General features: G+C 36.5%; 21 protein-coding genes and 1 riboswitch. Of the genes, 11 read left to right on the top strand and 10 right to left on the bottom strand.

Going from position 1 to position 23,682, the window contains the following annotated elements; all coding sequences use genetic code 11:
* Positions 1–40: 40 nt before the first annotated feature.
* Entirely contained in the window at positions 41–742 is a 702-nt protein-coding gene (locus tag AKG98_RS17995) for an oxidative stress defense protein (protein WP_067049159.1), read from the top strand.
* A gap of 110 nt (positions 743–852) precedes the next feature.
* Here AKG98_RS17995 and AKG98_RS17990 read toward each other — a convergent pair whose 3' ends face one another.
* The 4 genes from AKG98_RS17990 to AKG98_RS17975 form a co-directional block, all read right to left on the bottom strand.
* Positions 853–2,403, bottom strand: a complete 1,551-nt coding sequence (locus AKG98_RS17990; RefSeq protein WP_067049156.1) for an alpha/beta hydrolase — start codon at positions 2,401–2,403, stop codon at positions 853–855.
* A 36-nt stretch (positions 2,404–2,439) separates the two neighbouring features.
* On the bottom strand, positions 2,440–3,456 hold the full coding sequence (locus tag AKG98_RS17985) for a polysaccharide lyase (RefSeq protein WP_067049153.1): 1,017 nt from the start codon (positions 3,454–3,456) through the stop codon (positions 2,440–2,442).
* Positions 3,457–3,592: 136 nt separating this feature from the next.
* Positions 3,593–4,645 carry a polysaccharide lyase gene (locus AKG98_RS17980; protein ID WP_067049150.1) on the bottom strand — a complete coding sequence of 351 codons (1,053 nt, stop codon included), beginning with the start codon at positions 4,643–4,645 and terminating at the stop codon, positions 3,593–3,595.
* Between the two features lie 293 nt (positions 4,646–4,938).
* Complete coding sequence (locus AKG98_RS17975) at positions 4,939–5,793, bottom strand: CPBP family intramembrane glutamic endopeptidase (protein ID WP_067049147.1); 855 nt, start codon at positions 5,791–5,793, stop codon at positions 4,939–4,941.
* A gap of 383 nt (positions 5,794–6,176) precedes the next feature.
* On the opposite strand from AKG98_RS17975, the gene AKG98_RS17970 reads away from it, so the two are divergent.
* A complete protein-coding gene (locus AKG98_RS17970) occupies positions 6,177–7,103 on the top strand; it encodes a bestrophin family protein (RefSeq protein WP_067049298.1) in 927 nt (308 codons plus the stop codon).
* 53 nt (positions 7,104–7,156) lie between these two features.
* On the opposite strand, the gene AKG98_RS17965 is transcribed toward AKG98_RS17970, so the two are convergent.
* Entirely contained in the window at positions 7,157–7,717 is a 561-nt protein-coding gene (locus AKG98_RS17965; RefSeq protein ID WP_067049145.1) for a porin family protein, read from the bottom strand.
* 153 nt (positions 7,718–7,870) lie between these two features.
* Positions 7,871–8,746, bottom strand: coding sequence for a DMT family transporter (locus tag AKG98_RS17960; protein WP_067049142.1), 876 nt, complete (start codon positions 8,744–8,746; stop codon positions 7,871–7,873).
* Positions 8,747–9,818: 1,072 nt separating this feature from the next.
* Between AKG98_RS17960 and AKG98_RS17955 the strand changes: the two genes are divergently transcribed.
* The gene (locus AKG98_RS17955; protein ID WP_067049139.1) at positions 9,819–10,214 is read left to right on the top strand and encodes a ribbon-helix-helix protein, CopG family; all 396 of its coding nucleotides are present in this window, start codon (positions 9,819–9,821) and stop codon (positions 10,212–10,214) included.
* A 53-nt stretch (positions 10,215–10,267) separates the two neighbouring features.
* Here AKG98_RS17955 and AKG98_RS17950 read toward each other — a convergent pair whose 3' ends face one another.
* A complete protein-coding gene (locus AKG98_RS17950) occupies positions 10,268–11,353 on the bottom strand; it encodes a tyrosine-type recombinase/integrase (protein ID WP_067049136.1) in 1,086 nt (361 codons plus the stop codon).
* A gap of 354 nt (positions 11,354–11,707) precedes the next feature.
* On the opposite strand from AKG98_RS17950, the gene AKG98_RS17945 reads away from it, so the two are divergent.
* The 7 genes from AKG98_RS17945 to AKG98_RS17915 all read left to right on the top strand — a co-directional run bounded on the left by AKG98_RS17945 (position 11,708) and on the right by AKG98_RS17915 (position 19,401).
* Positions 11,708–12,307 carry a TetR/AcrR family transcriptional regulator gene (locus AKG98_RS17945; protein WP_067049133.1) on the top strand — a complete coding sequence of 200 codons (600 nt, stop codon included), beginning with the start codon at positions 11,708–11,710 and terminating at the stop codon, positions 12,305–12,307.
* 208 nt (positions 12,308–12,515) lie between these two features.
* On the top strand, positions 12,516–14,846 hold the full coding sequence (locus AKG98_RS17940) for an RND family transporter (RefSeq protein WP_198155564.1): 2,331 nt from the start codon (positions 12,516–12,518) through the stop codon (positions 14,844–14,846).
* Positions 14,847–14,887: 41 nt separating this feature from the next.
* Positions 14,888–15,703, top strand: a complete 816-nt coding sequence (locus tag AKG98_RS17935) for an outer membrane lipoprotein-sorting protein (protein WP_067049130.1) — start codon at positions 14,888–14,890, stop codon at positions 15,701–15,703.
* Between the two features lie 6 nt (positions 15,704–15,709).
* Complete coding sequence (locus AKG98_RS17930) at positions 15,710–16,903, top strand: hypothetical protein (RefSeq protein ID WP_067049127.1); 1,194 nt, start codon at positions 15,710–15,712, stop codon at positions 16,901–16,903.
* Between the two features lie 110 nt (positions 16,904–17,013).
* A complete protein-coding gene (locus AKG98_RS17925; protein ID WP_067049294.1) occupies positions 17,014–17,646 on the top strand; it encodes an SDR family NAD(P)-dependent oxidoreductase in 633 nt (210 codons plus the stop codon).
* Between the two features lie 75 nt (positions 17,647–17,721).
* Positions 17,722–18,174 carry an MEKHLA domain-containing protein gene (locus AKG98_RS17920; protein WP_067049124.1) on the top strand — a complete coding sequence of 151 codons (453 nt, stop codon included), beginning with the start codon at positions 17,722–17,724 and terminating at the stop codon, positions 18,172–18,174.
* A gap of 52 nt (positions 18,175–18,226) precedes the next feature.
* A riboswitch (purine riboswitch) is annotated at positions 18,227–18,326 on the top strand.
* A gap of 67 nt (positions 18,327–18,393) precedes the next feature.
* Positions 18,394–19,401 (top strand): adenosine deaminase, encoded by a 1,008-nt coding sequence (locus tag AKG98_RS17915; protein ID WP_067049121.1) that lies wholly within the window; start codon positions 18,394–18,396, stop codon positions 19,399–19,401.
* A 73-nt stretch (positions 19,402–19,474) separates the two neighbouring features.
* Here the strand turns inward: AKG98_RS17915 and AKG98_RS17910 are convergent, their stop codons facing one another.
* The 3 genes from AKG98_RS17910 to AKG98_RS17900 all read right to left on the bottom strand — a co-directional run bounded on the left by AKG98_RS17910 (position 19,475) and on the right by AKG98_RS17900 (position 22,588).
* Positions 19,475–19,723 carry a plasmid replication protein RepB gene (locus AKG98_RS17910; protein ID WP_228140350.1) on the bottom strand — a complete coding sequence of 83 codons (249 nt, stop codon included), beginning with the start codon at positions 19,721–19,723 and terminating at the stop codon, positions 19,475–19,477.
* Positions 19,724–19,860: 137 nt separating this feature from the next.
* Positions 19,861–20,667 (bottom strand): hypothetical protein, encoded by an 807-nt coding sequence (locus AKG98_RS17905; RefSeq protein ID WP_067049115.1) that lies wholly within the window; start codon positions 20,665–20,667, stop codon positions 19,861–19,863.
* Between the two features lie 373 nt (positions 20,668–21,040).
* Positions 21,041–22,588: a sodium:alanine symporter family protein gene (locus AKG98_RS17900; protein WP_067049112.1), complete on the bottom strand. Its 1,548-nt coding sequence runs from the start codon at positions 22,586–22,588 to the stop codon at positions 21,041–21,043.
* 598 nt (positions 22,589–23,186) lie between these two features.
* Here AKG98_RS17900 and AKG98_RS17895 point away from each other — a divergent pair.
* Entirely contained in the window at positions 23,187–23,681 is a 495-nt protein-coding gene (locus AKG98_RS17895) for a hypothetical protein (protein ID WP_067049109.1), read from the top strand.
* Position 23,682: the final 1 nt, after the last annotated feature.

The raw sequence follows: 23,682 nt of genomic DNA, 5'->3' as shown, positions 1-23,682 counted from the left end.
TATAAAGGTAGATAAATAACAATAATGAGAGGTTATTCGTATGAACAAACATTTATTCGCGGCTATTTTTAGTGCTAGCACATTTATTTCTACAGGTGTGATGGCGGCAAACGTCGATTTTCCTCATTTAGAAACCACTGGTATGGGTGAAGTGATTGCTAAACCTGACATGGCCGTATTCTCTGTACAAGTATCTGAAACGCGTAAAACAGCAAAAGAAGCAAAAGAAGCTGTCGATAATGCAATTGTCGCGTTTAATGGACGCTTGAAAAATGAAGGGGTGGCACGTACGGATATTGAAAGCTCTAACATTTCATTGCGTCCAGAGTATCACTACAAGAAAGATCAGAAACCTAAACTCATAGGCTACCGTGCAAACAGACAGGTGACAGTCACTGTTCGAGATTTAGATAAACTTAATAATTATTTAGATGGTGCGCTTGGAGACGGCATCAACAATATTAATAATATTGAACTAAAAGTAAGCAATGAACCTAAATTTATAGAGTTGGCACGACAAGCTGCAATTTTAGATGCAAAGGAAAAAGCGCAGTCACTTGCGAAGGGGTTTGGCGAAAAGGTCGATGGTGTTTGGAAAATCACTTACCGATCATCACAACCTCGTCCAATATTAATGAGAAGTATGGCAATGGATTCTGCGCTAAATGTTGAATCATCTTATCAAGATGAGAAAATTATTATTCGAGATCAGGTTGATGTGGTATTCCGCCTCGAAGATTAATTCTTTATTTCGAATAACAACTTTATTTCACTTCGGATAAACTCGTTTTACCCACGAGAAAACGGTGTGATTAGCCGTCAGCGAGGATTCATAACAGACGGCTATATCGACTAATCTTTATAAATAAACTTCTTATTATTGACGCAAGTCACATCTAGGTCGTTTAGCTTCGAGGGGTCTCCAACAAAGGTTTTGATATTTTGCTGAATACAGTCCCCATTTTCAGAAAATAGAACAACATGATCAATCGTATCATCTGTAATAACCCGGCTGTTTGCAAAATCTTTTTTGACGAGGTTCCCCCATGCTTGTGGAGTCTGGTAATCGTTGCCGCCTTGAGTAATAAGTACAGGGACAGTATCATTTTTAACACCTAAGGCTTCCTCGTCAGCGGATTTTTTTACATCCCATATTTTACATGCGGTAGGGGTAAACTCCATATGAAAGCTATTATCGATGACTTGTTGTACTTCACTTGTCCAGTTAGCTCTTTCTGTATTCATTTGCTCGTAATAAGGAGGAAATCCATATTCTTCAGCACAAACTACAGATAACCCCGTAGCATAAAAATCATCAGGTATATCAGGTACTGCGTTTACCTCTTCTTTATGTTCCTGAAGTAACTCCTTAACTTTACTTATTGGTAGTCTACTGAAAGCTGGAATTGTGTATTCGCTCCAATCCTCGTGTGTTGTGTCATAGGGCATAAAAGATAGCAATAAACTTAAGTAGTACTGATGATCTTCTTTGGGCAAATCAATAAGTTGATTTTGAATCTGACTTTTTAGTGTGTCTGAGTCACAGACTGAAAGAGATCGATTACAGACCTCAATAATACGCTTAAAGTTTTCGTAATTAGCCCATTTAGCGTCATTAATCCCGTTAACTTGAATTGGAAAAACACCGTCAAGTACCATTGCTTTAATCCCTGACTCTGTTTGAAAACCTTGTTTTGTCAGGCGATCTTCCTCACGTAATACTGTTATAGCTAACCTGGTACCATAAGAGGCGCCAACTAGAGTCCACTTATCTTTGAGCTCTCCGGTATCCTCTAGTTTTTTACGTAAAACAATGAAATCTAGAGCATTATTTTTACTATTGAACTGGTTTAAATCTATGCCTCTATTTTCAAATTTGGATTTACAAACTGTTATATTTGTTTCATCGTTACTGCTTTCAAACTCACAGTATAGCGCTGGAGATGAATAACCAGTTCCTCTTTGATCAACAAAGTAAATATCATTTTCATCACGAATAGGACTTTCACCATAGAACCATAAGTCTGTAATGACAGAGCCTCCTGGGCCGCCTTGCAAAAAGGCAATCGCGCCTTTTTTATTATTATTAGCTGAGTTTGCTTTAGCGATGGCTAACTTAATTGTTTTACCGTTTTTTGGATTAACGTAGTCCTCTGGTACAGTCAAAGTCCAGCATTGTTTGACAAAGTCTGGAGGGGTAAAGGATGCAGAGTCTAGTTTAAAGTCAGCACAAGGTATTGAATCCAAATGCGATATGGCTAAAGCAGATGTGAAATTTTCGAACTGAGAAGGTGGTTTTTTAGCGCCACTATCACCGGAACCAGTACTCCCTCCAGAACCGCCACAAGCGGCTAAAGAGCTTAAGATCACCAATGTAAGAGCATATTTGACTGTGGATCTCATAAGTAATTTATCCTAAACGTGAGCAATAAGTTCTTACTAGTTTAGCTTATAACTTACAGGTATCTCACTTAACATTACATTATCAAAGTATGCTGTCGAATCTCGATCTACAGCCCAGCGGTCACTATTACCCCCATGCCAAAGTTGGAAGTATTGATAGTTGATTGCATATATTCTATTCTCAGAAAATGTCATATGAGTTTTTTCAAGTACTTTAAAGCCATTTACATGGATTGTCACAATACCGTTTGCCTGGTTTGCATCGTTTATTTTTACATACTGTTCGATAAGGTATGTTCTTTCACGTTTAAAGGAGAAATTCTTACCTTCATGTTGATAATCAATTTCATCACCGCATTTGCTGGTCTTATCTTGGTGGTAGAAATAACCTATCGCACGGCCATTCTCACGAAACATTGAACGTAAGCTGAAACCTTGGTTTTCACTGATAGGCTTACAACCATCTGGGTTTTTATCGTAATCCGGATTTAATCCTGCTAAACCAGGTAATTTACCGCCCATAGAGAAGTCGTAATTTTTACCAAATGTAATTTGATATGAAAAATACAATTCTTCATATTCAGATAAATCTTTACCACCCGAAATCCCCTTTTTGTATTGACCTTTAGGGTGGGTTACCGCTAACACTTTTGAATTATTTAAATCTACAATATTCGCTTTACCAGTCACGCTAGCCCATTTGTTAATGAAGTCGTTTTTAAACATAGCGGATGTATACGTACCATTTTGTCTATTTTCAAAATCGATATACTTAATAATACCTGGTACGTTTTTATAATCTACATTTGGTACGATATCATGAATATTTCTTGGTTCAGGCGGTACTATAGGTGGTACTATAGGTGGTATTATAGGTGGTATTATAGGTGGTATTATAGGTGGTATTATAGGTGGTATTATAGGTGGTACTATAGGTGGTTTTACTGGTTTTACTGGGTTTGTTGGGCCAGTTTGTTTTTTTTCATCAGTGCTACTACCACCACATGCAATCAAAAATGTACTAGTGAATGTACAAAGTAATAATTTTTTCAATTCCGACTCTCTTTTGATATTTTTTAGTTTAGGAAAATTGATTTAGCTACTGTCTTTTCACTGAATGTAATTTACGCAGGAAAAAAAATGGCCTTGTTAGATAACAAGACCAATTTTTAATTAATCATTTAGGGGTTTATTTTGAATAGCTAAGCGGTTGTGTGCTTAACGCAACATCATCGAAATAAGCCGTTGAATCACGATCTACAGCCCAGCGGTCACTATTACCCCCATGCCAAAGTTGGAAGAATTGATAGTTGATTGCATATTCTCCCTTTTCGGATAACGTCATATCGGTTTTTTCAAGTACTTTAAAGCCATTTACGTAGATAGTCACAATACCATTTGCTTGGTTTGCGTCGTTCATTTTTACATATTGTTCGATAAGGTATGTTTTTTCACGTTTAAAGGAGAAATTATTACCTTCATGCTGATAATCAATTTCATCACCACATGTGCTGGTCTTATCTTGGTGATAGAAATAACCTATCGCACGGCCATTCTCACGAAACATTGAACGTAAGCTGAAACCTTGGTTTTTACCGATGGGCTTACAACCATCTGGTTTTTTATCGTAATTCGGATTTAATCCAGCTAATCCAGGTAATTTACCGCCCATAGAGAAGTCGTAATCTTTACCAAATGTAATTTGATATGAAAAATACAATTCGCCATGTTCATTTAAATTCTTACCACTCGAAATACCTTGCTTAAATTCACCTTTAGGGTGAGTTACCGCTAACTGCTTTGAACCATTTCGATCTAAAATATTTACTTTAGCTAGACTACCTATCGTTCCCCATTCATTTTTAAAATCTTCATTGAACAACCCGGCTGTATATTCGCCGTTCTGACGGTGCTCAAAATCGATATAATCGATAATACCAGATGCATTTTTGTAATCTACATTTGGTACGACATCATGAATCTTACTTGGGTCTAGTTCCGGATCTGGAGTTGGTTCCGGTTTAGGAGTTGGCTCTGGTTCAGGAGTTGGTTCCGGTTTAGGAGTTGGTTCCGGTTTAGGAGTTGGCTCTGGTTCAGGAGTTGGTTCCGGTTTAGGAGTTGGTTCTGGTAATGGAGCTGGTGTTGGTACTCGGTCCGATTGAGTTTCATCGTCTGCTGACGAAGATCCACCACATGCAACTAAAAATGTACATGTAAAAACACATAGCAATAACTTTTTCAAATGAACACTCGCCCTATCTCTGTATGAATTTTAAAGCATACTAACGGCATTATTTGACCAGTACAAGCGGTTGAGTTTATGCTGTTCGATACTTACCGGTCGTAAGTGATTGGTTTCAATTTCTAAGTATTTGATAAGAAAGGACACGAAATTAATTGAAAAAAATATCAATTTACAGTGTTAAATCGTAAAATTGTGCTATGGCGATTTTATCTACATTTACGAATAATGTCAGTGGAAAATACGAGTACTGCAGTATTCATTGTAGAAAAATGACTACCGCAGTAATTTAATTATTTAGCAATAGGGTAAGTAAAAAATACGAAATGCACAAAATTAAATGCGAAATGCATTAGTATCGCGGCACTTAATTTACCGGTCCAGTGATAGGTTAAACCATAAAGTCCACCTGCCAATGTAGCGACTAAAATAAAGAATGGGCCGCCAGAAAAATGTGCAAGTCCAAATAATATACTTGTTATAACAATACCGACCCAAGGCGAGATATATTGTCCAAGCTGTCGCTGAATATATCCACGAAATAGTACTTCTTCTGCTACGCAAGTAAATAATAAGTTATTAAACGCAAACAGCCACCACCATGCAGGTAATGTTAATTCTGGTTTTACAAGGGAAAATAAGAAAGCAAGTAAAGGTAAAAGGATAAAACCGATTATCAAAACATAATATTTTGTATTGGTTAATTTAAGGCTAGACCAAGAAAATTCAGAGTTACTCATCATCGAAGGTACGAGTAGTAACAGTGCAAATATAATCATTGGTTTATCTAGATTCAAATACATTGTAAAAGGAATGCTTTGTGGTCCAGTTATTACCTTATCTAGTACCAGCAGGTTATTAAAACCAGGAATTAAATGTAATACCAAGGCAATAGACCAAGCAAGTACGATTGCATGACCAATAACAGCTATTTTTCCTTTGCTATAGTTCTTCGTTATTATTGAGATAGCAAGCCCGAATAAAACAAAAGAAATACCGATGATTGAAATTCGATCTAAAAAATATGCAGTAATAAGTGTTATAGATAGTAGGAAGGGCCAAAGAGAAGAGCGAATAAATAATGAAAATATTGTAATAGAAAGTAAAAACCAAACACTGATGTCAGGTGTTATTAGCGCTGTAAACATAATAAATAGAAAACCATGTGGAATAATAAAGAATAATTATAACAAAGGCATACAACATATCTAAAGTATTTAATATTCAATATGTATTTTTAAGTGCTATGTTTGATAGTGGTTCTAGATTGTATATTTCCACGCAGGTATTTAATTATATCTGGGTGTTTATAAGTATTGTGTTTTGTTTTATTTTTTTTGGATTGAATTGGCGGTGTATATTATCAATTGATTATTACTACGTGGAATAAATTAATTACCAATTAAGTATATTATCATTTATTTTTTAATCTCTATAATAGAGGCTATTTTTAAATTTTAAAAGGTATTCATTTTGTTAGCTATCCTATTTCGAGTAAATGAACATTCAGTTTGTAATTTGCGAGATAATTATGATTGTTCGTGATAAGCCAAGTGTATTTAAGCTATTTTTCATTCTTAAAGGCTCGGTTATTCCGCTGATATTTCCACAGGTCCTGTTTATTACATTACTCAGCACCTTCGTTGCAATCGCACATTTTAAATATCCAATTATTTTTCCGACATATACGATCGCACCGTTTACCCTGTTAGGTGTCGCACTGTCGTTATTTTTAGGATTTCGTAATAATGCATGTTATGAACGTTGGTGGGAAGCGAGGAAATTATGGGGACAGCTAATTGTTAATTCACGAAGCATAGGTAGGCAAGTATATTCATTTATAGATGATCATAAAGAAGGCGGGGAACTGATGCAGAAGCGACTAATAAACCTGACTATCGCTTTTAATCATGCATTACGACATCATCTTCGCCATTCAGAACCTTGGGATGATATTGGAAAATATCTAGAACCAGAAGATTTATCGTTATTAAAAAAATCGAGAAATGTACCCGACTCGATATTACGGTTAATGGGATTAAAGTTAGGAACCTGTAGACATAAAAAATTATTGTCTGATTTTTTGGTTCAGAGTATTGATGAACACATTACATCAATGACTGCAGTACAAGCAGGTTGTGAACGAATTGCGAATACGCCGTTACCTTTTGCATATAGATTACTTGTACAGCGTACTGCATATTTATATTGTATCATTTTACCATTTGGACTTGTTGCTTCGCAGGGCTTTGCAACACCACTTTTTAGTGCCATTGTCGCTTATACTTTTTTTGGGTTGGATGCGTTAAGTGGAGAGTTAGAACAACCATTTGGTCTATCCTTCAATGACTTACCTTTGCATTCGATGTCTAGGAGTGTTGAGATCGGTTTACTTGAGATGATGGGGGAGACGGACTTACCAGAACCTATTAAAGCGAAATACCATTTGTTAGAATAACATTTAATAACGAGATGATAACAAGAGGGCTTGTTATCATCTCGAATAAATTTTTAGAACTTGTAAGTTGCAGCTACGTATACTGAGCCTATAAGAACATTTGTATCAGAAGCAGCATAACCGTTATCAATTATAAATAGATCACCTTCATAACCGCCTCGGAAACTAACACCTGATAATGCTGCTGGTGTGTATTCCAGACCAGCCCCCAAACGAACTGCTGAACCAGTATCTTCAATAATGACAACATTTTGATCTAAATCTAATGAAGATAAACCAATAATACCAAATGGACGTAAACCATTTTCAAATGTATAACCAAGATTTGCAGCTACAGAGAATGATTTAGGTTCCCATGTATCTACCTTACCAACTTTACCGTATTTTGTATATTGCGCTTCAATCGCAACGATGCGGTTAAATTGATAACCACCGATTACTTTAAATGTTGTACCATCTGTTGAAGGAGATACAGAATTAGAGTTTTGTTCCAATCTTGCTTCAGTAGAACCGACACCGCCACCAATATAAAAACCTGAAACATCTTGATTTGCTTGAACACTTGCAGTTAATGCTAGCGCAGTTAAAGCGCCTAATACAGTAATTGATTTCATTTTTATGCCTTTATGTTTGTGTATATACAATATTTCAATGTTTTCATTATAAAGGTTAGCTAGTTTTATACAATGATATAACCCTTAAGTAATGTAAGTAGATGTAAGGTACAACTGGTTATATTGACATATTCAGATGAATTAACTAATACGTTAACGTTTGGTAAAAGAGGCTAACTTTGGACCCGCACGATAAATTATCAAAGCGAATAAAATTAAGCTGCAACCGACTAACTTTGTTAATTCCATTTTTTCACCATACCAAAGCATACTTAAAAAAACAGTCCAGGTTGGTTCTAAAATCATAATAATGGCGGCATTAGCTGTCGTCGTATTTTTTTGACCTGCTGTCTGAAGGGCATAGCGTAAACTCGTTGCGATTAATACACTCATCGCAAGCCACCCCCAAATTTCCAATTCAATTTGTTGAGGCCATGTTTCGGTTAATAGTGATACTAGTACTCCAAGTACACCGGTGACGAATAGTTGGATACAAGTAAGAACCAGTGTCGGCATTTTTTGTGCAAAGTGGCTATTTAAATTAAATTGTATGGCAAGCATAACAGCTGAAAACATAAACCAAATTTGACTACCTGAGATGGTCCAACTACTCCCTTTTGATAAAAGAGTTAAACCAAGTATTGCAAAGGGTAGTGAAAACCAAAACATTCTAGGTGGTCTGTTTTTAAAAAAAATCCAAGCGATAATAGGGACAAACAACATTGATAAGCTCATGATGAATGCGCCTTCACCTAGTGAGCTACTATTGGCGATGGCATAAATCCAGATTAAAATTGCAGAACCAAGAAAACAACCAACACTCGCGGCTCCAACTAAAGTTGCCCGATTAATGTTAAAAAGTGTTCGATAACAAAATGGTAATAATAGTATGGATGCAAGAATAAATCGCAATCCGATGAAACCAAAAGTCGGTAATCCTTGAATAGCCTCTTTAGAAAATATCCATCCTGCTGAAGCAAGTATTGTTGTAATGACAAGGATTAAATCAGCACGGCGGTTATTGGTCATCTTATTCCTAGAAAATTTAAATAGGGACATTATTCTAGCTACATTCTATCGTTAAATAGATATTCATCCCACAAAATACAGTACTAATATTGCGATTTATTACATTATATTGGTTTAAATCTCGTTATTTATCAAGGCTACTGGTTTATCTCACTTAATTGTAATGATTAACTGAAATTTAATCATTACATCACAACCAAGTGCTAAGTCATTGATAAATATGTCTTTATCTATGCCTTAGTGTGCTAATTACAATTTATACATTATTTTAAACCGTATAATGACATCCATTGGGTCTCATTTTTACGGGGGTACATAAATTACTGTATATAAACACAGCTGTCTATTATCTTGTTAAAGACCTATATTTCGATGAAATATAGAATTACAGTCGTAATTTTGCTTTCGAATAGTGTTAAATACGTCATTCACAAGAGTCATTTTTACATCTATCACATTGATTAATATCATTAATTTAACTTTTCATTGGGTTTTTGGTGTGTTGTATGTGAAATCTGTAGTTTGGTGGCTATGATTATCCGTAAATATTAAAAAATAGTCCTAAAACTCTATTGTACGAAATAATATTTCAGTGGTAATTGGCGTTTTATTAATTTATATATACATAATTTAAATGTAACTATCCATTCTATATCTTTGTATTTATAAATCTAACTCAAGCAATATTTAATCCCACTTTTATAAAATAATTAAAGTCATATAAATTCCACTGGTAAATCATTTTATGCATCACTTGGTGAATTAACCATTGGCAATATAATATTCAATGTGGATCTCTTTATTTCGTATAATGACCGTTAAACGAAATAAAGACATTGATATCATTGGTATTTCGTGGTGAATTATTTGTTATATATATAAGTGATCAATTGTTTGTATTTATAAATAACATTTAAATCACATAAGTTTCACTATATATATTCCTAATCCGAACTCAGATAGACGCTTTTAATTGACTCTTTTATTGAACTAAAATGATGCTATAATAAATTCAATTAATTTCTTATTTTTAAAGAAAGCATTCTTCTTAACTTAATCCGTGGTAAATATTATGAAGATCAAACCAGACGCAGTTCGAAAAAATAGTACGATAAGAATGTATGAAGACTTACTCGAAAAATTAGAAAGCATAAGTGAACAATGTAATGTATCTAAGAGTCAGTTTGTTGAAGGTATGCTTGCCGACGTTTTTGAAAATGGCATGGATGATTTATTATCAGGGACGGGCATTATTACTGTTCATCTTAGTAATAAAATAACAAAGAGGCATGTTGAAAATGTGTTGATCGAAAATTATCCTAAGATAAAAAACACGCTTTATATCGAGACGGATAATGATGAAACAGAAATTACAGTTAATTTAAACGGTAATGAATTTAGCCATAATGATACGGACTGTATGTTCCATTCAATATTGAATGAGATGGTAAATTTAATTGACGGCTAAAGACGGCTAATTATAATTGGAAAGGGCATGACCTTTCCAATACATATTAATGTTTAATCAGCTGTCATCGCTTCTAATCTTTCTCTGAATTCACGTACTGTCGCAAATTTATTATTCACACCTCGGGTGTAAAGTTCAACCATACGTAAAGTCTTCCAGCGACCTGCTCGCATAACCAACGAATCATCAAAACCAGCGCCGACAAGATCACAAGATGCACCAACTCGAGCAGAGTGACCACTAAAAGGTCGTTCTGGTAAATCGATATGCAAATCAAAACTGACAGATTCATTGTACGCATTAATGAGATGCCAAGTGTTTGCAAACACGAGCTCAACAGTTTTCGTTGATATTGGTTTGTCATTGGGGTTTGGTGATAGCGAACTTGGTTTTAGCGTTTCCAGTTTACCGCCACGTGGGGTTGTTCGTTTAAACAGATATTGCCCATGATGTTCGGTTATTTTTTGAAGGTATAGTGGTAATAGTTTTGATGTAAATTTACTCAGGTGAACAATGGAACCATCTAACGATTTATCCGTTTTCGTATTCGTGATATTAACTGTATAAAGACCGTTGGTTTTATGCAGCTGATCGACGAATAGGTTACAGGCCTCACTTTCACGGAGTAGTCCATCGTAGCAAATGTTGAGTAATAACGTATTACGGATAGAGATCAAGGATGCTGTATCAAGTTGTTCATTTACAAATTTAAGGTGTTCATAAGAAAATGCCACAGCTTGCTTGCGTTTAATACCCAGTTTTACTTCTTGTTTCGAGATTATTTTTAACCTAGCTGTGATCACTGTTTTGAAATAAGGGATCTCTAGACCCGCTAAAGCATGTACCTTTGATACTGCCCAAGCGTAAATTCGAAGTGTTTGAGCTTTACAGCCTCGCTCATTTTCCTTTATCAGAAATGCTTCAAGCACTGTCGCATCTTGTAATGGTAAAGGGATAACATGACGACTGAGGCAATATTCATTGAATTTATTCACATGGAAATGCAGTGATTTAAGTGTGTTTTCTTCTAACTGCTCTTTACGATCACTAAATCTGAGCAGGTTTTCGATATGTTCTTCACTAAGGTTAGTTAATGGAATTATTGAGCTATTACCTATATTTATCAATGCTTTAGGCATTTTAATCCCATTTGGTTGCTTAATCTAAAATATTAACGGGGCAATTATAACATCTACAACTGTATAAGCAACCAGTGAAATGAGTGTTTGTTTTCGTGCGCTACGTGAAATCTGAAGTGGTGGTGTGGAACCTAGCTAGTTGAATTCACGTAGGGACGCATAATCAACAAGTTAAAGTAGCATTGAACGAGATAAATATGTTTAATTAAGTCAATGTTAATAATTTAACAAATATTTAAACTATTATTAAAATACAACTTGCAAACATACCGATCGGTCGGTATCTTGTATGTACAACGTTTAGATAAGCTAATTTATCAAACGCAGTTTTTGTAACATGAGTAGAGAAGATCTATGGTTGAAATTAGAGATGCAGAATTAACGAGACAGACGATTTTAGAGATCACAGCGGCTGAAATGTGGAAAAATGGCTATAAAGCAACGAGTTTGTCGGACATTATTTCGAAAGCAAATGTGTCTAAAGGGGCGCTTTATCATCATTTTAAAAACAAGCAGGCATTGGGTTATGCTGTTTTTGAAGAAATTTTTGCTGCTCAATTTTATGCAATGTTTGAACCTGTTTTAGCTCAAGAAGATGCTATTACTGCATTATCAGAACTGTTCTCTGTTATACCGACTATGGGTTGTGAAGAAGATATGATTGGAGGTTGTCCAGTAAATACAATTTCACAAGAAATGTCTTCGCAAGATGAAGGTTTTCGACAACGTGCAAACACCATATACCAGAAGAAAGTTCAGATGTTTGCCGAGGCTTTTGAACGCATGCAACAAGTAGATAAAATAAAACCCGAAGTAGATTGTCGAGCATCTGCTTTACTTATTGTTTCGTGTTTTCAAGGCATGATGAGTTTGGTTAAGGTCTCTCGTGATCGACAGCAAATGATTGATTTACTTGAAGGTATGAAGAATTACTTAGCCACTCTTCGGGCTTAATCAATCGAAGATAGAAATAATAATAATAATATTTATATTTATTCGTAAAATACAGTATTTATGTCTATTATTTACGATGAAAGAAGGTTTAAACGTTGCTTTAATAAGTGATATTTAAACTTTTTTTTAAATATAAGCATACCGAGCGGTCGGTATCTTTATGCTGGTTTACTCGTTTCACTTCAAAATTTTATAAAAAGGAAATAAAATGAAACAACAAATGGACGTGACTAACGACAAGTTTAGTCGTTATGCCGAATGGGTAGTCAAGTGGCGTTGGTTATTAATTATAACATCAGTACTTTCTGTCATGCTGCTGGGTAGTGGTGGGCGGTTACTTGCATTCAATAACGACTACCGTGTATTTTTTAGTTCAGACAATCCACAGCTAATCGAATACGAAAAGTTACAGCGTACTTATACCCAGATCGACAACATATTATTTGCTGTTGTCCCTGAGGATGGCGATGTATTTTCGATAAATTCATTGTTGGCGTTAGAAGCGTTAACGGCTAAAGCCTGGCTGTTACCTTATACCTTACGTGTTGATTCTCTGACAAATTTTCAACATACCACCTCTGAAAATGATGATCTTTTGGTTCGAGATTTAATCACTGAAAGCGCATCAATGACAGACTTACAACGAAGTGAAGCTCGGTCTATTGCATTGGCAGAACCATTCTTGAATGGTCAATTAATTAATCCATCGGCATCAATCGCTGGGGTTAATGTTACGTTTCAGCTACCACAAAAGTCGTTAGATGAAATGCCTTTACTGGTAGGTGAAGCCCGTGAACTCGTTTCTAAAATTGAAGACAAGTACAAGGTTAAGATCCATTTAGCTGGCATGATCATGTTAAGTAATTCATTTTTCGAAGCTGCAATGCTTGATATGACCACACTCGTTCCCGTGATGTATCTCATTATTCTACTTGTTGCTTTACTCTTGTTGCGTTCATTTACTGCAATATTGGGGACATTAGTCGTGATCATGTTTTCAATCATGTCGGGTATGGGAATGGCGGGTTACATGGGCGTTCAATTAACGCCGCCCGCGTTGGCTTCGATGACTATCATCATGACGTTATCAGTCGCAGATTCAATACATTTATTAAGTACGATCATCGTAAGTATGCGATCTGGTATGGATAAGTTAGCAGCGATTAAAAATAGTGTGCGAATAAATGCGTCACCGGTGATTTTAACATCTGTTACGACAGCGATTGGTTTCCTTTCTATGAACTTTAGCGAATCCCCCCCGTTTCATGATTTAGGCAATATAACCGCGATTGGTGTTATGGCCGCTATGCTGCTTTCGTTAACCTTATTACCCGCGATGATGTTAGTACTGCCTTTACGCGTTAAACAAATTAAAACAAAATCAAGTAACAGAATGGAGGTGTTAGCCAGTTGGGTTATTCATAAACAAAAACAGATTTTAGTTGTATCAACATTCGTATCGGTACTGCTGTTATCTTTTATCCCCCAAAATACGCTCAATGATAATTTTGTCGACTACTTTGATGAGTCGATGGCGTTTAGGCAAGCAAGTGAAATTATTGATGCGGAATTTACAGGTGTGTATCAGATCCAATACTCACTGGATTCAGGCGAAGAAAACGGTGTCAGCAATCCTGAGTTTCTTCAAAAAGTCAGTGATTTTACAGACTGGTTACGTGAGCAGCCTGAAGTTAGACACGTTAATACCATTATTGATACGTTCAAACGTTTAAATATGAATCTGCATAGCGATGATAAAGCGTACTATCGTTTGCCAGAAAATGCAGAGTCCGCAGCGCAATATTTATTACTTTACGAACTGTCATTACCTTATGGATTAGATCTAAACAACCAGCTGAATATAAGTAAATCATCGACACAAGTCATTGTTACAGTGAGTAATATGCCTTCAGGAACGCTTATTAATATTACTGAGAGAGGAACAGATTGGTTAAAAGTGAATGCAAATATAGATGCAATTGGTGTCGGTCCAGCCGTCATGTTTTCTCATATTTCAGAGCGAAATATACAAAGTATGATTGTCGGAACACTGCTGGCGGTTGTGATTATTTCAGTACTCATTGGGTTTGCATTGCGCAGCGTTAAGCTAGGCCTTGTCAGTTTGATTCCTAATTTATTACCAGCTGGTTTAGCATTTGGTTTATGGGGACTATTTGTCGGTGAAGTTAATCTTGCTGTTGCCATGGTGACAGGTATGGTTCTTGGGATTGTTGTTGACGATACCATTCATTTCTTAAGTAAATATCAGCGCGCTCGTAGTGAAAAAGGTTTATCACCTGAAGACGCTATTCGTTATGCATTCTCAACGGTAGGCACTGCAATTGTTGTTACTTCATTTGTTTTAATTGCTGGATTTAGTGTATTAGCACAATCAAGTTTTGGTATGAATTCTAACATGGCAGTCTTAACCGCCATTGCAATTGCTATCGCTATGATTGCAGATTTCTTATTACTTCCTGTCTTGTTACTAAAAATGGAAGCGTGGAGTAGTAATAGAAAAAGTACCGTAATGCGTTAAAAAATATAAAGCTAAATTAGCATCATATAAGGATATTAATCATGAATATATTTTACAGTAAAAACAATCGATTACGTTGCTCATTACTCGCAATAGCATTATTTAGTATTGTGAATACACCAACCGTTTTAGCTGAAACGTCACAAGAAAAAGGCCTCGCGATTGTTGTTGAAGCAGACAAACGTGATCAAGGGTTCGGTGATTCATCTGCATCGATGGAGATGATATTAACCAATCGACATGGCGAGCAGTCGATACGCATCATGCGCAATAAAACGCTAGAGCAGGATAATGACGGTGATAAATCCCAGATTGTGTTTGATAATCCAAGAGACGTAAAAGGTACCGCTTTTTTGTCATATACACACCGAGAAGGCGCGGATGATCAATGGTTATACTTACCGGCATTGAAGCGTGTTAAGCGCATAGCATCAAGTAACAAGTCTGGACCGTTTATGGGCAGTGAGTTTGCATTCGAAGATATAGCGTCACAAGAAGTGAATAAGTATACTTATAACTATTTGAAAAATGAGCGTTTTGATGGACGTGAACATTATGTCGTAGAGTTTTACCCAAAAGATTTAAAGTCCGGATATTCACGTCAAGAAGTCTTCTTCGACACTGATGAATATCGAGTCTGGAAGGTAAATTACTTTAACCGTGGTGGTGAATTACTTAAAACGTTATCAATAAGTGATTTTAATCAGTACCTCGGTAAATACTGGCGTGCTGATACTTGGACCATGATAAACCATAAAACAAGTAAAAAGACGGTACTCAATTTTCAAAATTGGAAATTTAATAATAACTTTTCTGACCGCGATTTTAGTCGTAATAGCTTATCGCGCGCGAGGTAATAAAGGATGTATAAAATATTACCTTTGCTTACAACCTTCGCATTAACGGGATTTATACCAAGTGGAATCAGTGGTGAATTTTCAGGACATGTAGGACTTGAGGCTACTGCATTTTTTGAGCCTGCAATTTACGAAAATCAAAAAGACACTTATGCGTCGTTGAGCACTAAAATAAATTATTACCATGATTGGGATAATGGTTATCAGCGTTTTGAAACGAGTATATTTGGTCGTGTCGACGGTGATGATGAGCGAACGCATGCTGACATTCGAGAGTTATATTATTGGCGTGCTTTTAATCGCGTTGAGTTATACGCCGGTGTTCGTCAGGTTTTTTGGGGCGTGACCGAATCCGCACACCTTGTTGATATTATTAATCAAACTGACTTAGTAGAAAGTATCGATGGTGAAGAGAAACTCGGACAAGCTATGATTAATACATTCTATGAAACAGACTATGGTGCTTATGAATTGTTTGTTTTACCGGGTTTTAGAGAGCGTACATTTACGGGTGAAGAGGGGCGATTAAGACCAAGTGTTATCGTCGATCAGGATAACGCTACGTATGAATCAGGTAAAGAGCAGTCACATATCGACTATGCTTTTCGTTGGAGTCATGTTGTCGATGTTGTTGATATAGGGCTGAGTTATTTTAATGGTACCGATAGAAACCCAACACTAACACCAAATTTTGGTGGTAACGGCGTTATCGTATTAACACCTTATTACCGACAGATCCAACAATATGGCCTTGATCTTCAAGCGACGATTGAAAGTTGGGCTTGGAAAATGGAAACCATCGCCGTGATCCCTGATAGTGATGATAATTATTTTGCTTCTGTGTCTGGGTTTGAATATACCCTTGTTGGGTTATCAGGTAGTAGTACCGATTTGGGACTTATTGTTGAATATCAATATGATCAGCGTGATGCAGACTCGGCGAGTTTACAACAAAACGACATTGTAGTGGGGACTCGTTGGGTACTAAATAATGCCGACAGTACTGAAATTTTATTAATAGGCAGTGTAGATCTGGATGACAGTTCAGTCATTATGTCGGTAGAGGCACAGCATCGATTAACAGATAATTGGAGCGTGAGTATTGAAGCGAGATATTTTGGAAACGCTTCATTAGGAGACCCGACTTATGATTTACGTCAGGACAGTTATGCAAGAGTCGAATTTAACGGATACTTTTAAACAGCTGATTTACTGAATAATTAACTAAACTATTTATTTAATTATGTCGTGACAGATAAAGATATCAATATATAATGATAATCATTATCAATAACGTGATGGCTAATAATATGAATGAAGTAGTGATTTTTGGTGCAGCAAGTGGGTTAGGACTGGCGATGGTCAATTACTTTACGAGTCATGGGGTGTCAGTCATTGGTGTTGCGCGTAATGTTGAAAAAAACGCACTTTCAACATTATGCGATAAAACGTATCAATGTGATGCAACCGATCAAGCGCAAGTTTCAAGTGTTGTCGAATCACTTAGTAAAGACGCTATCGTGATCTCAACTATGGGTAGCTTTCGTGCTGATATACCTGTTGATTATATTGGTCATCGACATCTTATAGATGCATTAGAAAGTGCTGGGATTAACCGGTTTTTATTAGTAACTTCATTGGGTTGTGGTGATTCGTGGCAGTTTATGTCTGCGCGATCTAAAGCTGGTTTTGGTAGCGCAGTAAGAGAAAAATCACTGGCAGAATCGTACTTACAAACCAGTACGTTAGACTTTACGATCTTACGACCGGGTGGATTAAAAGATGGAGACGTGACTAACGCTGGTGACTTATCACAAGGTAAGGAAGTGCACGGAATGATCACTCGTCACGAAGTTGCACGATTGGCCCATGCATTACTACTTCAAGATAAAAGTAAGAAGCAAGTATTTGAATGTGTTGATCCAACGGTTGTTTACGGATAGTTGTGTCGCATACGAATAGTTATGTAATAATAAGGTCCTTAGCTCGACTATTCATAGATAACAAGGATCTTATCAATGAAACAATATCCTAGTCCAGAGAACGGATATCTCCATGAACATGCCGATCTATTAATATCAAGTTACCAACGCCTAACAGGTAAAAAGCTCATTGATAGTCGTCATGTCGATATTGGCAAAGCCTTATTTGACGCTGACTTTGTCGTGGTATCGCATGGCACTGAAAGTGATCCAATATTTAATTATGGCAACAAGTCGGCATTAAAATCATTTGAACTTAGCTGGTCAGAATTTGTTGCCTTGCCATCTAGAAAGTCAGCAAAGCCCCTGGACAGAGATGAAAGACAGGATTTATTGGCGAGAGTCACAGCGTTTGGTTTTATTGATGATTATCGCGGTTTACGTATTTCTTCGACTGGTCGTACTTTTTGGATAGAGAACGCAACGGTGTGGAACCTTATTGATAACAATGGGGCTTTTCGTGGTCAAGCTGCTATGTTTAAACCATAGACTTGCTAAATTACATTCTGTACAATCAGTTTCAAGCTAATTCAGCATGTTAATTCTGTAATTAGTTTCCCTTCGTATAACCCTAATGATATGGATTAGGGGTCTCTACCAGGAACCAATAATTCCTGATTACGAAGAGTTTAGTACTTTAGTACTTTTCTCTTTGTAGTGTCTGTTATTAAAGAGAAGTACTTAATAAATTTTATTAGGAACTTAATCATGAAACAATTTATTCAAAATTTACCAAAAGTAGAACTTCATTTACACATCGAAGGTACGCTTGAGCCAGAGCTTATGTTCGAACTTGCCGCACGCAACAAAATCGATATTCCCTTCAAGACATTCGAAGATGTGAGAGATGCTTACAATTTCCATAACCTGCAATCATTTTTAGATATCTATTATCAAGGCGCGAATGTATTAATTACAGAGCAAGATTTTTTCGATCTTACCTGGGCTTATCTACTGCGTTGTAAACAAGACAATGTTGTTCATACTGAAGTATTTTTTGATCCACAAACCCACACTGAACGCGGCATTAGTTTTGCTACTGTGGTTAACGGCATCCATAACGCCTTATCTCAAGCGGTTGAAGAGCTTGGCATTACAAGCCAATTGATAATGTGCTTTTTACGTCATCTCGATGAAGAGTCGGCATTTATAACATTAAATAAATCACTTGAGCACAAAGATAAGATCGTCGCCGTCGGGTTAGATTCGTCAGAAAATGGTAACCCAGCCAGTAAGTTTGAACGTGTTTTTAAAGCCGCGATGAATGAAGGTTTCTTAACAGTTGCGCATGCTGGAGAAGAAGGCGAGGCGAGTAGTATTCGCGATGCGTTAGCGCTGTTGAAAATTACGCGTATTGATCATGGTGTACGGTGTTCTGATGATGAGACGTTAGTTAAAGAGTTAGCAACACTGCGAACGCCGCTAACCATTTGTCCGTTATCAAATATCAAGCTTAAGGTATTTGATAAAATGGAAGAGCATAACATTGTTGAATTATTACGAGAGAATGTATGCGTTACGATTAATTCTGATGACCCTGCATACTTTGGCGGCTATATGACAGATAACTTCATGGCTGTGAGTAATGCGCACGACATGTCAAAATCAGAAATAGCACAATTTACTTTTAATGCCATTGAGGCCAGTTTTATTTCAGAGGATGAAAAAGAACGCTTGATGGCATTGAATACAGCCTATTTAGCATTGAATCAATAATAAAATCTCCGTAGAGGTGTTACTTTTACGGGGATTGAATTATAACTGTATGTATATACAGTTATAATTCAGACTAGCTTAAATCGATACTTATCTTCTTAAAACCAATCTTTTGTGCATTCGCTGCTGCTGCATCAATACTCTTAAATGCACGTGGTGTATTTGATTCTTCACGTTGTGATGTCATCACATGTACATTCTTATTTGTCGTGTTTGCAATTAAGATATAACCGTCCATTAATGGTGCACGTTTAATTGTTACTGACTTTAAGCCATCGTTATCAAATAACACCTTTAATGCTTTGATTTCCAAGTAATACACCCTCTATTTTGAACAAAGTAAAAGAACGTATTGTACAATCATAATCAAATTATAACCAATCAAATTTAAAATTTGATTGGTTAATTTAAACCATCACTGGCTTATTAAGGGGGGATGTTTTAACGGACTGTATATAGCTATTTACTTGTTTGTATTAATTTATGAAGTTCGCCTACACCATTCTTGTTATTTAATGTCACAAACCAATTAAAATCTTGGCTCATCATGACTAGACTATCAATCCCATTACACTTATCTGGAGTGACGTTGATATTGTCTATATAGTAAGTTGTAGAAACGTCAAGAATCCCACGTCCAGCACCTTTAACTAACTTACCAGTCACGGTACAGCTTGATTTTGAGCTTGGGATCGAAATCTCCACATTTGAATTATCTATTGTCATGCGAACATCATTATTATCTTCCCAAGTGCCACCTACAGACGTTAGCGGAAAATCTTGCAGACCGATACCCGTAATGTCGCCAAGGGAATCCGAATAATCCTTTCTATTTCCGTTTTCGTCATTAAAGTGATACTTCCATTCAAGACTTAATGGGGATGTGCCGGTTATATTTATTTGAAATACCGCTCGTTCTCCCACTGCTTGAGTATCTTGATCTTTAAAATGTCCCATCATTATCCGAAACCGTTGATCTGTTATCTTCATTTTTTTATCATGAAGGAGACCAAAAGAAACTAATGTTTTACGATCTACGTCTTTATTGCTGAAGTTTCTATAACTTAATATTGCTGGATTCGTGTTATCAGGTTGAGAAACCATTAAAAATGCGTCCTGACCATTCACGCTATACAGACCAGATTCGATGGTTATCGCTGGTTTTGGTTCTGGTGTGGTGACTGAAGTATCAACACCACTACCACCACATGCTGATAGTAGGATAGTAGTTGATGTAAGTAACCCAAATTTAAAGTTCGTGTTCATTTTTATTACCTATTTAATTATAAAATAACAATCACAAAACAATATAAGCAACTGTTTTTATTGATATTTCTATTGCTTGCCAAGCAATAGATGCGAGATTATATTCTATAAGTATACGCAAAACAATTAATAATAGTGTTATATATCTAATTGATATAAAAATGTAACTTATGATTCCAAATATATCATTTCTATTCAATCTTAATTGATAACTCATTAGAACAGTTGTAAGTACCTACAATAGACTGGGTCAATGAATAACTGAGTGGTATTTTATAAGAGATGGTCTGAACTTGATATTGTGCGATGGGAATAGTCCGGTAATACGATTGACCGGACTATTTATTATTTAAAAAGAGGGGGACTTATTAAATTAGTTATTTAACTCTTTAGATACTAGAGTACCTTCTTTACTGTAATCTTTGATTTCGCCAGATTTAACTCGAGTAATAAACGAATGTAGCTCTTTTTTCACCACTGGCATTAAGAAATACAAACCGATGATATTGAAGATAGACATTGCAAAGATAGCCGCATCAGAAAAATCAATCACAGCACCAAAGCTAACACTTGCACCGACAACCACAAAACAACAGAACATAATTTTATAGACAAGTTCTGTTGTTTTGCCTTCACCGAACAGATATGTCCAAGCTTTAAGACCATAATAAGACCACGAAATCATTGTTGAGAAAGCAAACATAACAACAGCTACGGCCAGAATATACTCGAAGATATCTGCCGTTTCAGTAAACGCCGCGGCGGTAAGTGTTACACCGCTAAGTTCACCATTGTTCATTCCTGAAATAGTGATAACCAGTGCCGTCATAGTACAAATGATCACGGTATCAATGAATGGTTCGAGTACCGAAACGAGACCTTCAGTTATAGGCTCTTTGGTTTTTACCGCTGCATGTGCAATAGCTGCTGAACCCACACCTGCTTCATTTGAGAATGTCGCACGTTTCATACCTTGGATTAATGCACCAACAAAACCACCGGCAACACCAGCACCAGTGAAGGCACCTTCAATGATTTGTGTAAATGCATCGCCAATCATAGATGCGTTAGATACCAACACAATAGCCGACATGCCTATATATAGCAGGGCCATTGCTGGGACTAATTTACTTGTTACTTTCGCAATTGATGGCATGCCACCAATAATAACCGAACCAACCATCATCGCTAAAATAACGCCTGTAACCCAACCATAGCCGTCAGGTATACCCAGCGCTTGTACAATCATTGCGTTCGCTTGGTTGCCTTGGAACATGTTGCCACCACCGAGCGCGCCTAAAATAGTCATAATTGCAAAGCCGACAGCCAGGAATTTACCTAGACCAGCAAAACCACGTTCTTTTAAACCTCGGCTCAGGTAATACATTGGACCACCCGATACTTCACCGTTTGGCAGTTCATTACGATACTTAACACCAAGTGTACATTCACAGAACTTTGAAGCCATACCAAGCAGGCCACACAGGATCATCCAGAAAGTGGCACCGGGACCACCAATGGCGAGTGCAGCACCAACGCCGGCAATATTACCAAGTCCGACCGTACCAGAAAGTGCGGTTGTTAACGCTTGGAAGTGAGAAACCTGGCCAGGTTCGTCCTTATTCGGATCAGTGAAGTCACCTTTGACAATTTTAACCGCTAAACCAAAACGCTTGAACTGAACAAAACCAAAATAAAATGTGAAAATAATGGCCGCAATAAATAACCAGCCTACAATTATGGGGAAGTTTGTCCCATTAACAGGGACTGAGGTGAAAATAGTGTTAGCAAACCAACTGAGGTTTTCATTAAAGAACTGATCAACAGCCTTATCAAACCCTACTGGTTCACTGGCGGCAAAAGCCGAAGAGGTAAACATGCTTAATATTACAGCAAAGTAGCAACTAACCTTAGAGATCATATTCAATTCCATCCATGTTTTATCTTATTTAAGCGATACCAATAGAATAATTCACTATTCAATATAGTATTTCCCGCTCCATGGCAAAATAAATTAGCAATAAATAAACATTTACTCAACAATTAGCATTAACATAGAGTGGTCTATTATTCTTGTTTTTAGGTCTAAAGTAGATTAATTGACTGGTTTATGGGTGATCATTCCAGTTCATAAGTCTGTTAAGTGGTATTTAATGGATGATATGCGATTAACATTATATTGGTTATGATCTGTTAACTTTGTCACCTTTTTTTAGCATATTACTCTAAATTAGTTAGTTAACTTAGGTATATATACTTACAAGTGGTTAGTCTGTTTAAGTTCTTAAATCCGGTTTTTTAAAAGGCTCAATTTTACTTAATATGTAAATTATCAGATTTCCTATTTCTGTTTTAGCCATCGATGTTTATAGCTTAATTCGCCTCTAAAATTGATTAAATGACGTATAATTAGTGCGACGTTATTATTTTAGTGATACATCTCACCGCGAGAATGATTACAATTTGCAATTAGTAATAAATCTCATTAAGATTTACATTCTTGTAAAGTTGAGGTCATTATGGAATTACAGCAATGCTGGATGCGTTACCTGAGGGCTGAAGAGCTAATGGAACAGGGTCATTGGCCTGAAGCTCATCAACTATATGGGGAGGTTTTAGACAATCTCCCCATGCATATTCATCAGGCTTTAGAAAACGAGCATATTAAACCATGCCAGTTTTCATGCTTGTTATTAGGATTAAGAGATGCCACTGTCGCACAGTCTGAAATTCTCAATCAAATGGGGCAGCAACAACGCGCATTTTCAACGTTGAACCAGTCTTATGCACTATTTCAATTTATTTCACTTGAAACAAGTGATCTTGTTCAACGAACAATGACACTTATCGATAATAAAAGTGAAGATATTTTACGCCATATGGGCGCTTTTTGTCACGCTCAACACGATGATCAGTGGATGCTTCAATACGAGCATATCAAGAAAGCACATCATCACTTTGCTAAGTTAAGAGTGACCTCAGACTCACAACATTCAACGCATCTCTTAAATTGAT

The sequence above is a fragment of the Moritella sp. JT01 genome (genome assembly GCF_001574435.1).
Classification (GTDB): Bacteria; Pseudomonadota; Gammaproteobacteria; order Enterobacterales; family Moritellaceae; genus Moritella.
The sequence above is the reverse complement of the archived record's forward strand: the minus strand, read 5'-3'. Positions and strand labels throughout refer to the sequence as shown.

What these genes read in the sequence shown, in the direction of transcription:
- AKG98_RS17965 (WP_067049145.1), bottom strand. Translation starts at nt 7,717, where the DNA reads ATGAAATCAATTACTGTATTAGGCGCTTTAACTGCGCTAGCATTAACT.
- AKG98_RS17975 (WP_067049147.1), bottom strand. Translation starts at nt 5,793, where the DNA reads ATGTTTACAGCGCTAATAACACCTGACATCAGTGTTTGGTTTTTACTT.
- AKG98_RS17960 (WP_067049142.1), bottom strand. Translation starts at nt 8,746, where the DNA reads ATGACCAATAACCGCCGTGCTGATTTAATCCTTGTCATTACAACAATA.
- AKG98_RS17945 (WP_067049133.1), top strand. Translation starts at nt 11,708, where the DNA reads ATGGTTGAAATTAGAGATGCAGAATTAACGAGACAGACGATTTTAGAG.
- AKG98_RS17935 (WP_067049130.1), top strand. Translation starts at nt 14,888, where the DNA reads ATGAATATATTTTACAGTAAAAACAATCGATTACGTTGCTCATTACTC.
- AKG98_RS17955 (WP_067049139.1), top strand. Translation starts at nt 9,819, where the DNA reads ATGAAGATCAAACCAGACGCAGTTCGAAAAAATAGTACGATAAGAATG.
- AKG98_RS17930 (WP_067049127.1), top strand. Translation starts at nt 15,710, where the DNA reads ATGTATAAAATATTACCTTTGCTTACAACCTTCGCATTAACGGGATTT.
- AKG98_RS17940 (WP_198155564.1), top strand. Translation starts at nt 12,516, where the DNA reads ATGAAACAACAAATGGACGTGACTAACGACAAGTTTAGTCGTTATGCC.
- AKG98_RS17995 (WP_067049159.1), top strand. Translation starts at nt 41, where the DNA reads ATGAACAAACATTTATTCGCGGCTATTTTTAGTGCTAGCACATTTATT.
- AKG98_RS17920 (WP_067049124.1), top strand. Translation starts at nt 17,722, where the DNA reads ATGAAACAATATCCTAGTCCAGAGAACGGATATCTCCATGAACATGCC.
- AKG98_RS17990 (WP_067049156.1), bottom strand. Translation starts at nt 2,403, where the DNA reads ATGAGATCCACAGTCAAATATGCTCTTACATTGGTGATCTTAAGCTCT.
- AKG98_RS17970 (WP_067049298.1), top strand. Translation starts at nt 6,177, where the DNA reads ATGATTGTTCGTGATAAGCCAAGTGTATTTAAGCTATTTTTCATTCTT.
- AKG98_RS17925 (WP_067049294.1), top strand. Translation starts at nt 17,014, where the DNA reads ATGAATGAAGTAGTGATTTTTGGTGCAGCAAGTGGGTTAGGACTGGCG.
- AKG98_RS17905 (WP_067049115.1), bottom strand. Translation starts at nt 20,667, where the DNA reads ATGAACACGAACTTTAAATTTGGGTTACTTACATCAACTACTATCCTA.
- AKG98_RS17900 (WP_067049112.1), bottom strand. Translation starts at nt 22,588, where the DNA reads ATGATCTCTAAGGTTAGTTGCTACTTTGCTGTAATATTAAGCATGTTT.
- AKG98_RS17895 (WP_067049109.1), top strand. Translation starts at nt 23,187, where the DNA reads ATGGAATTACAGCAATGCTGGATGCGTTACCTGAGGGCTGAAGAGCTA.
- AKG98_RS17950 (WP_067049136.1), bottom strand. Translation starts at nt 11,353, where the DNA reads ATGCCTAAAGCATTGATAAATATAGGTAATAGCTCAATAATTCCATTA.
- AKG98_RS17915 (WP_067049121.1), top strand. Translation starts at nt 18,394, where the DNA reads ATGAAACAATTTATTCAAAATTTACCAAAAGTAGAACTTCATTTACAC.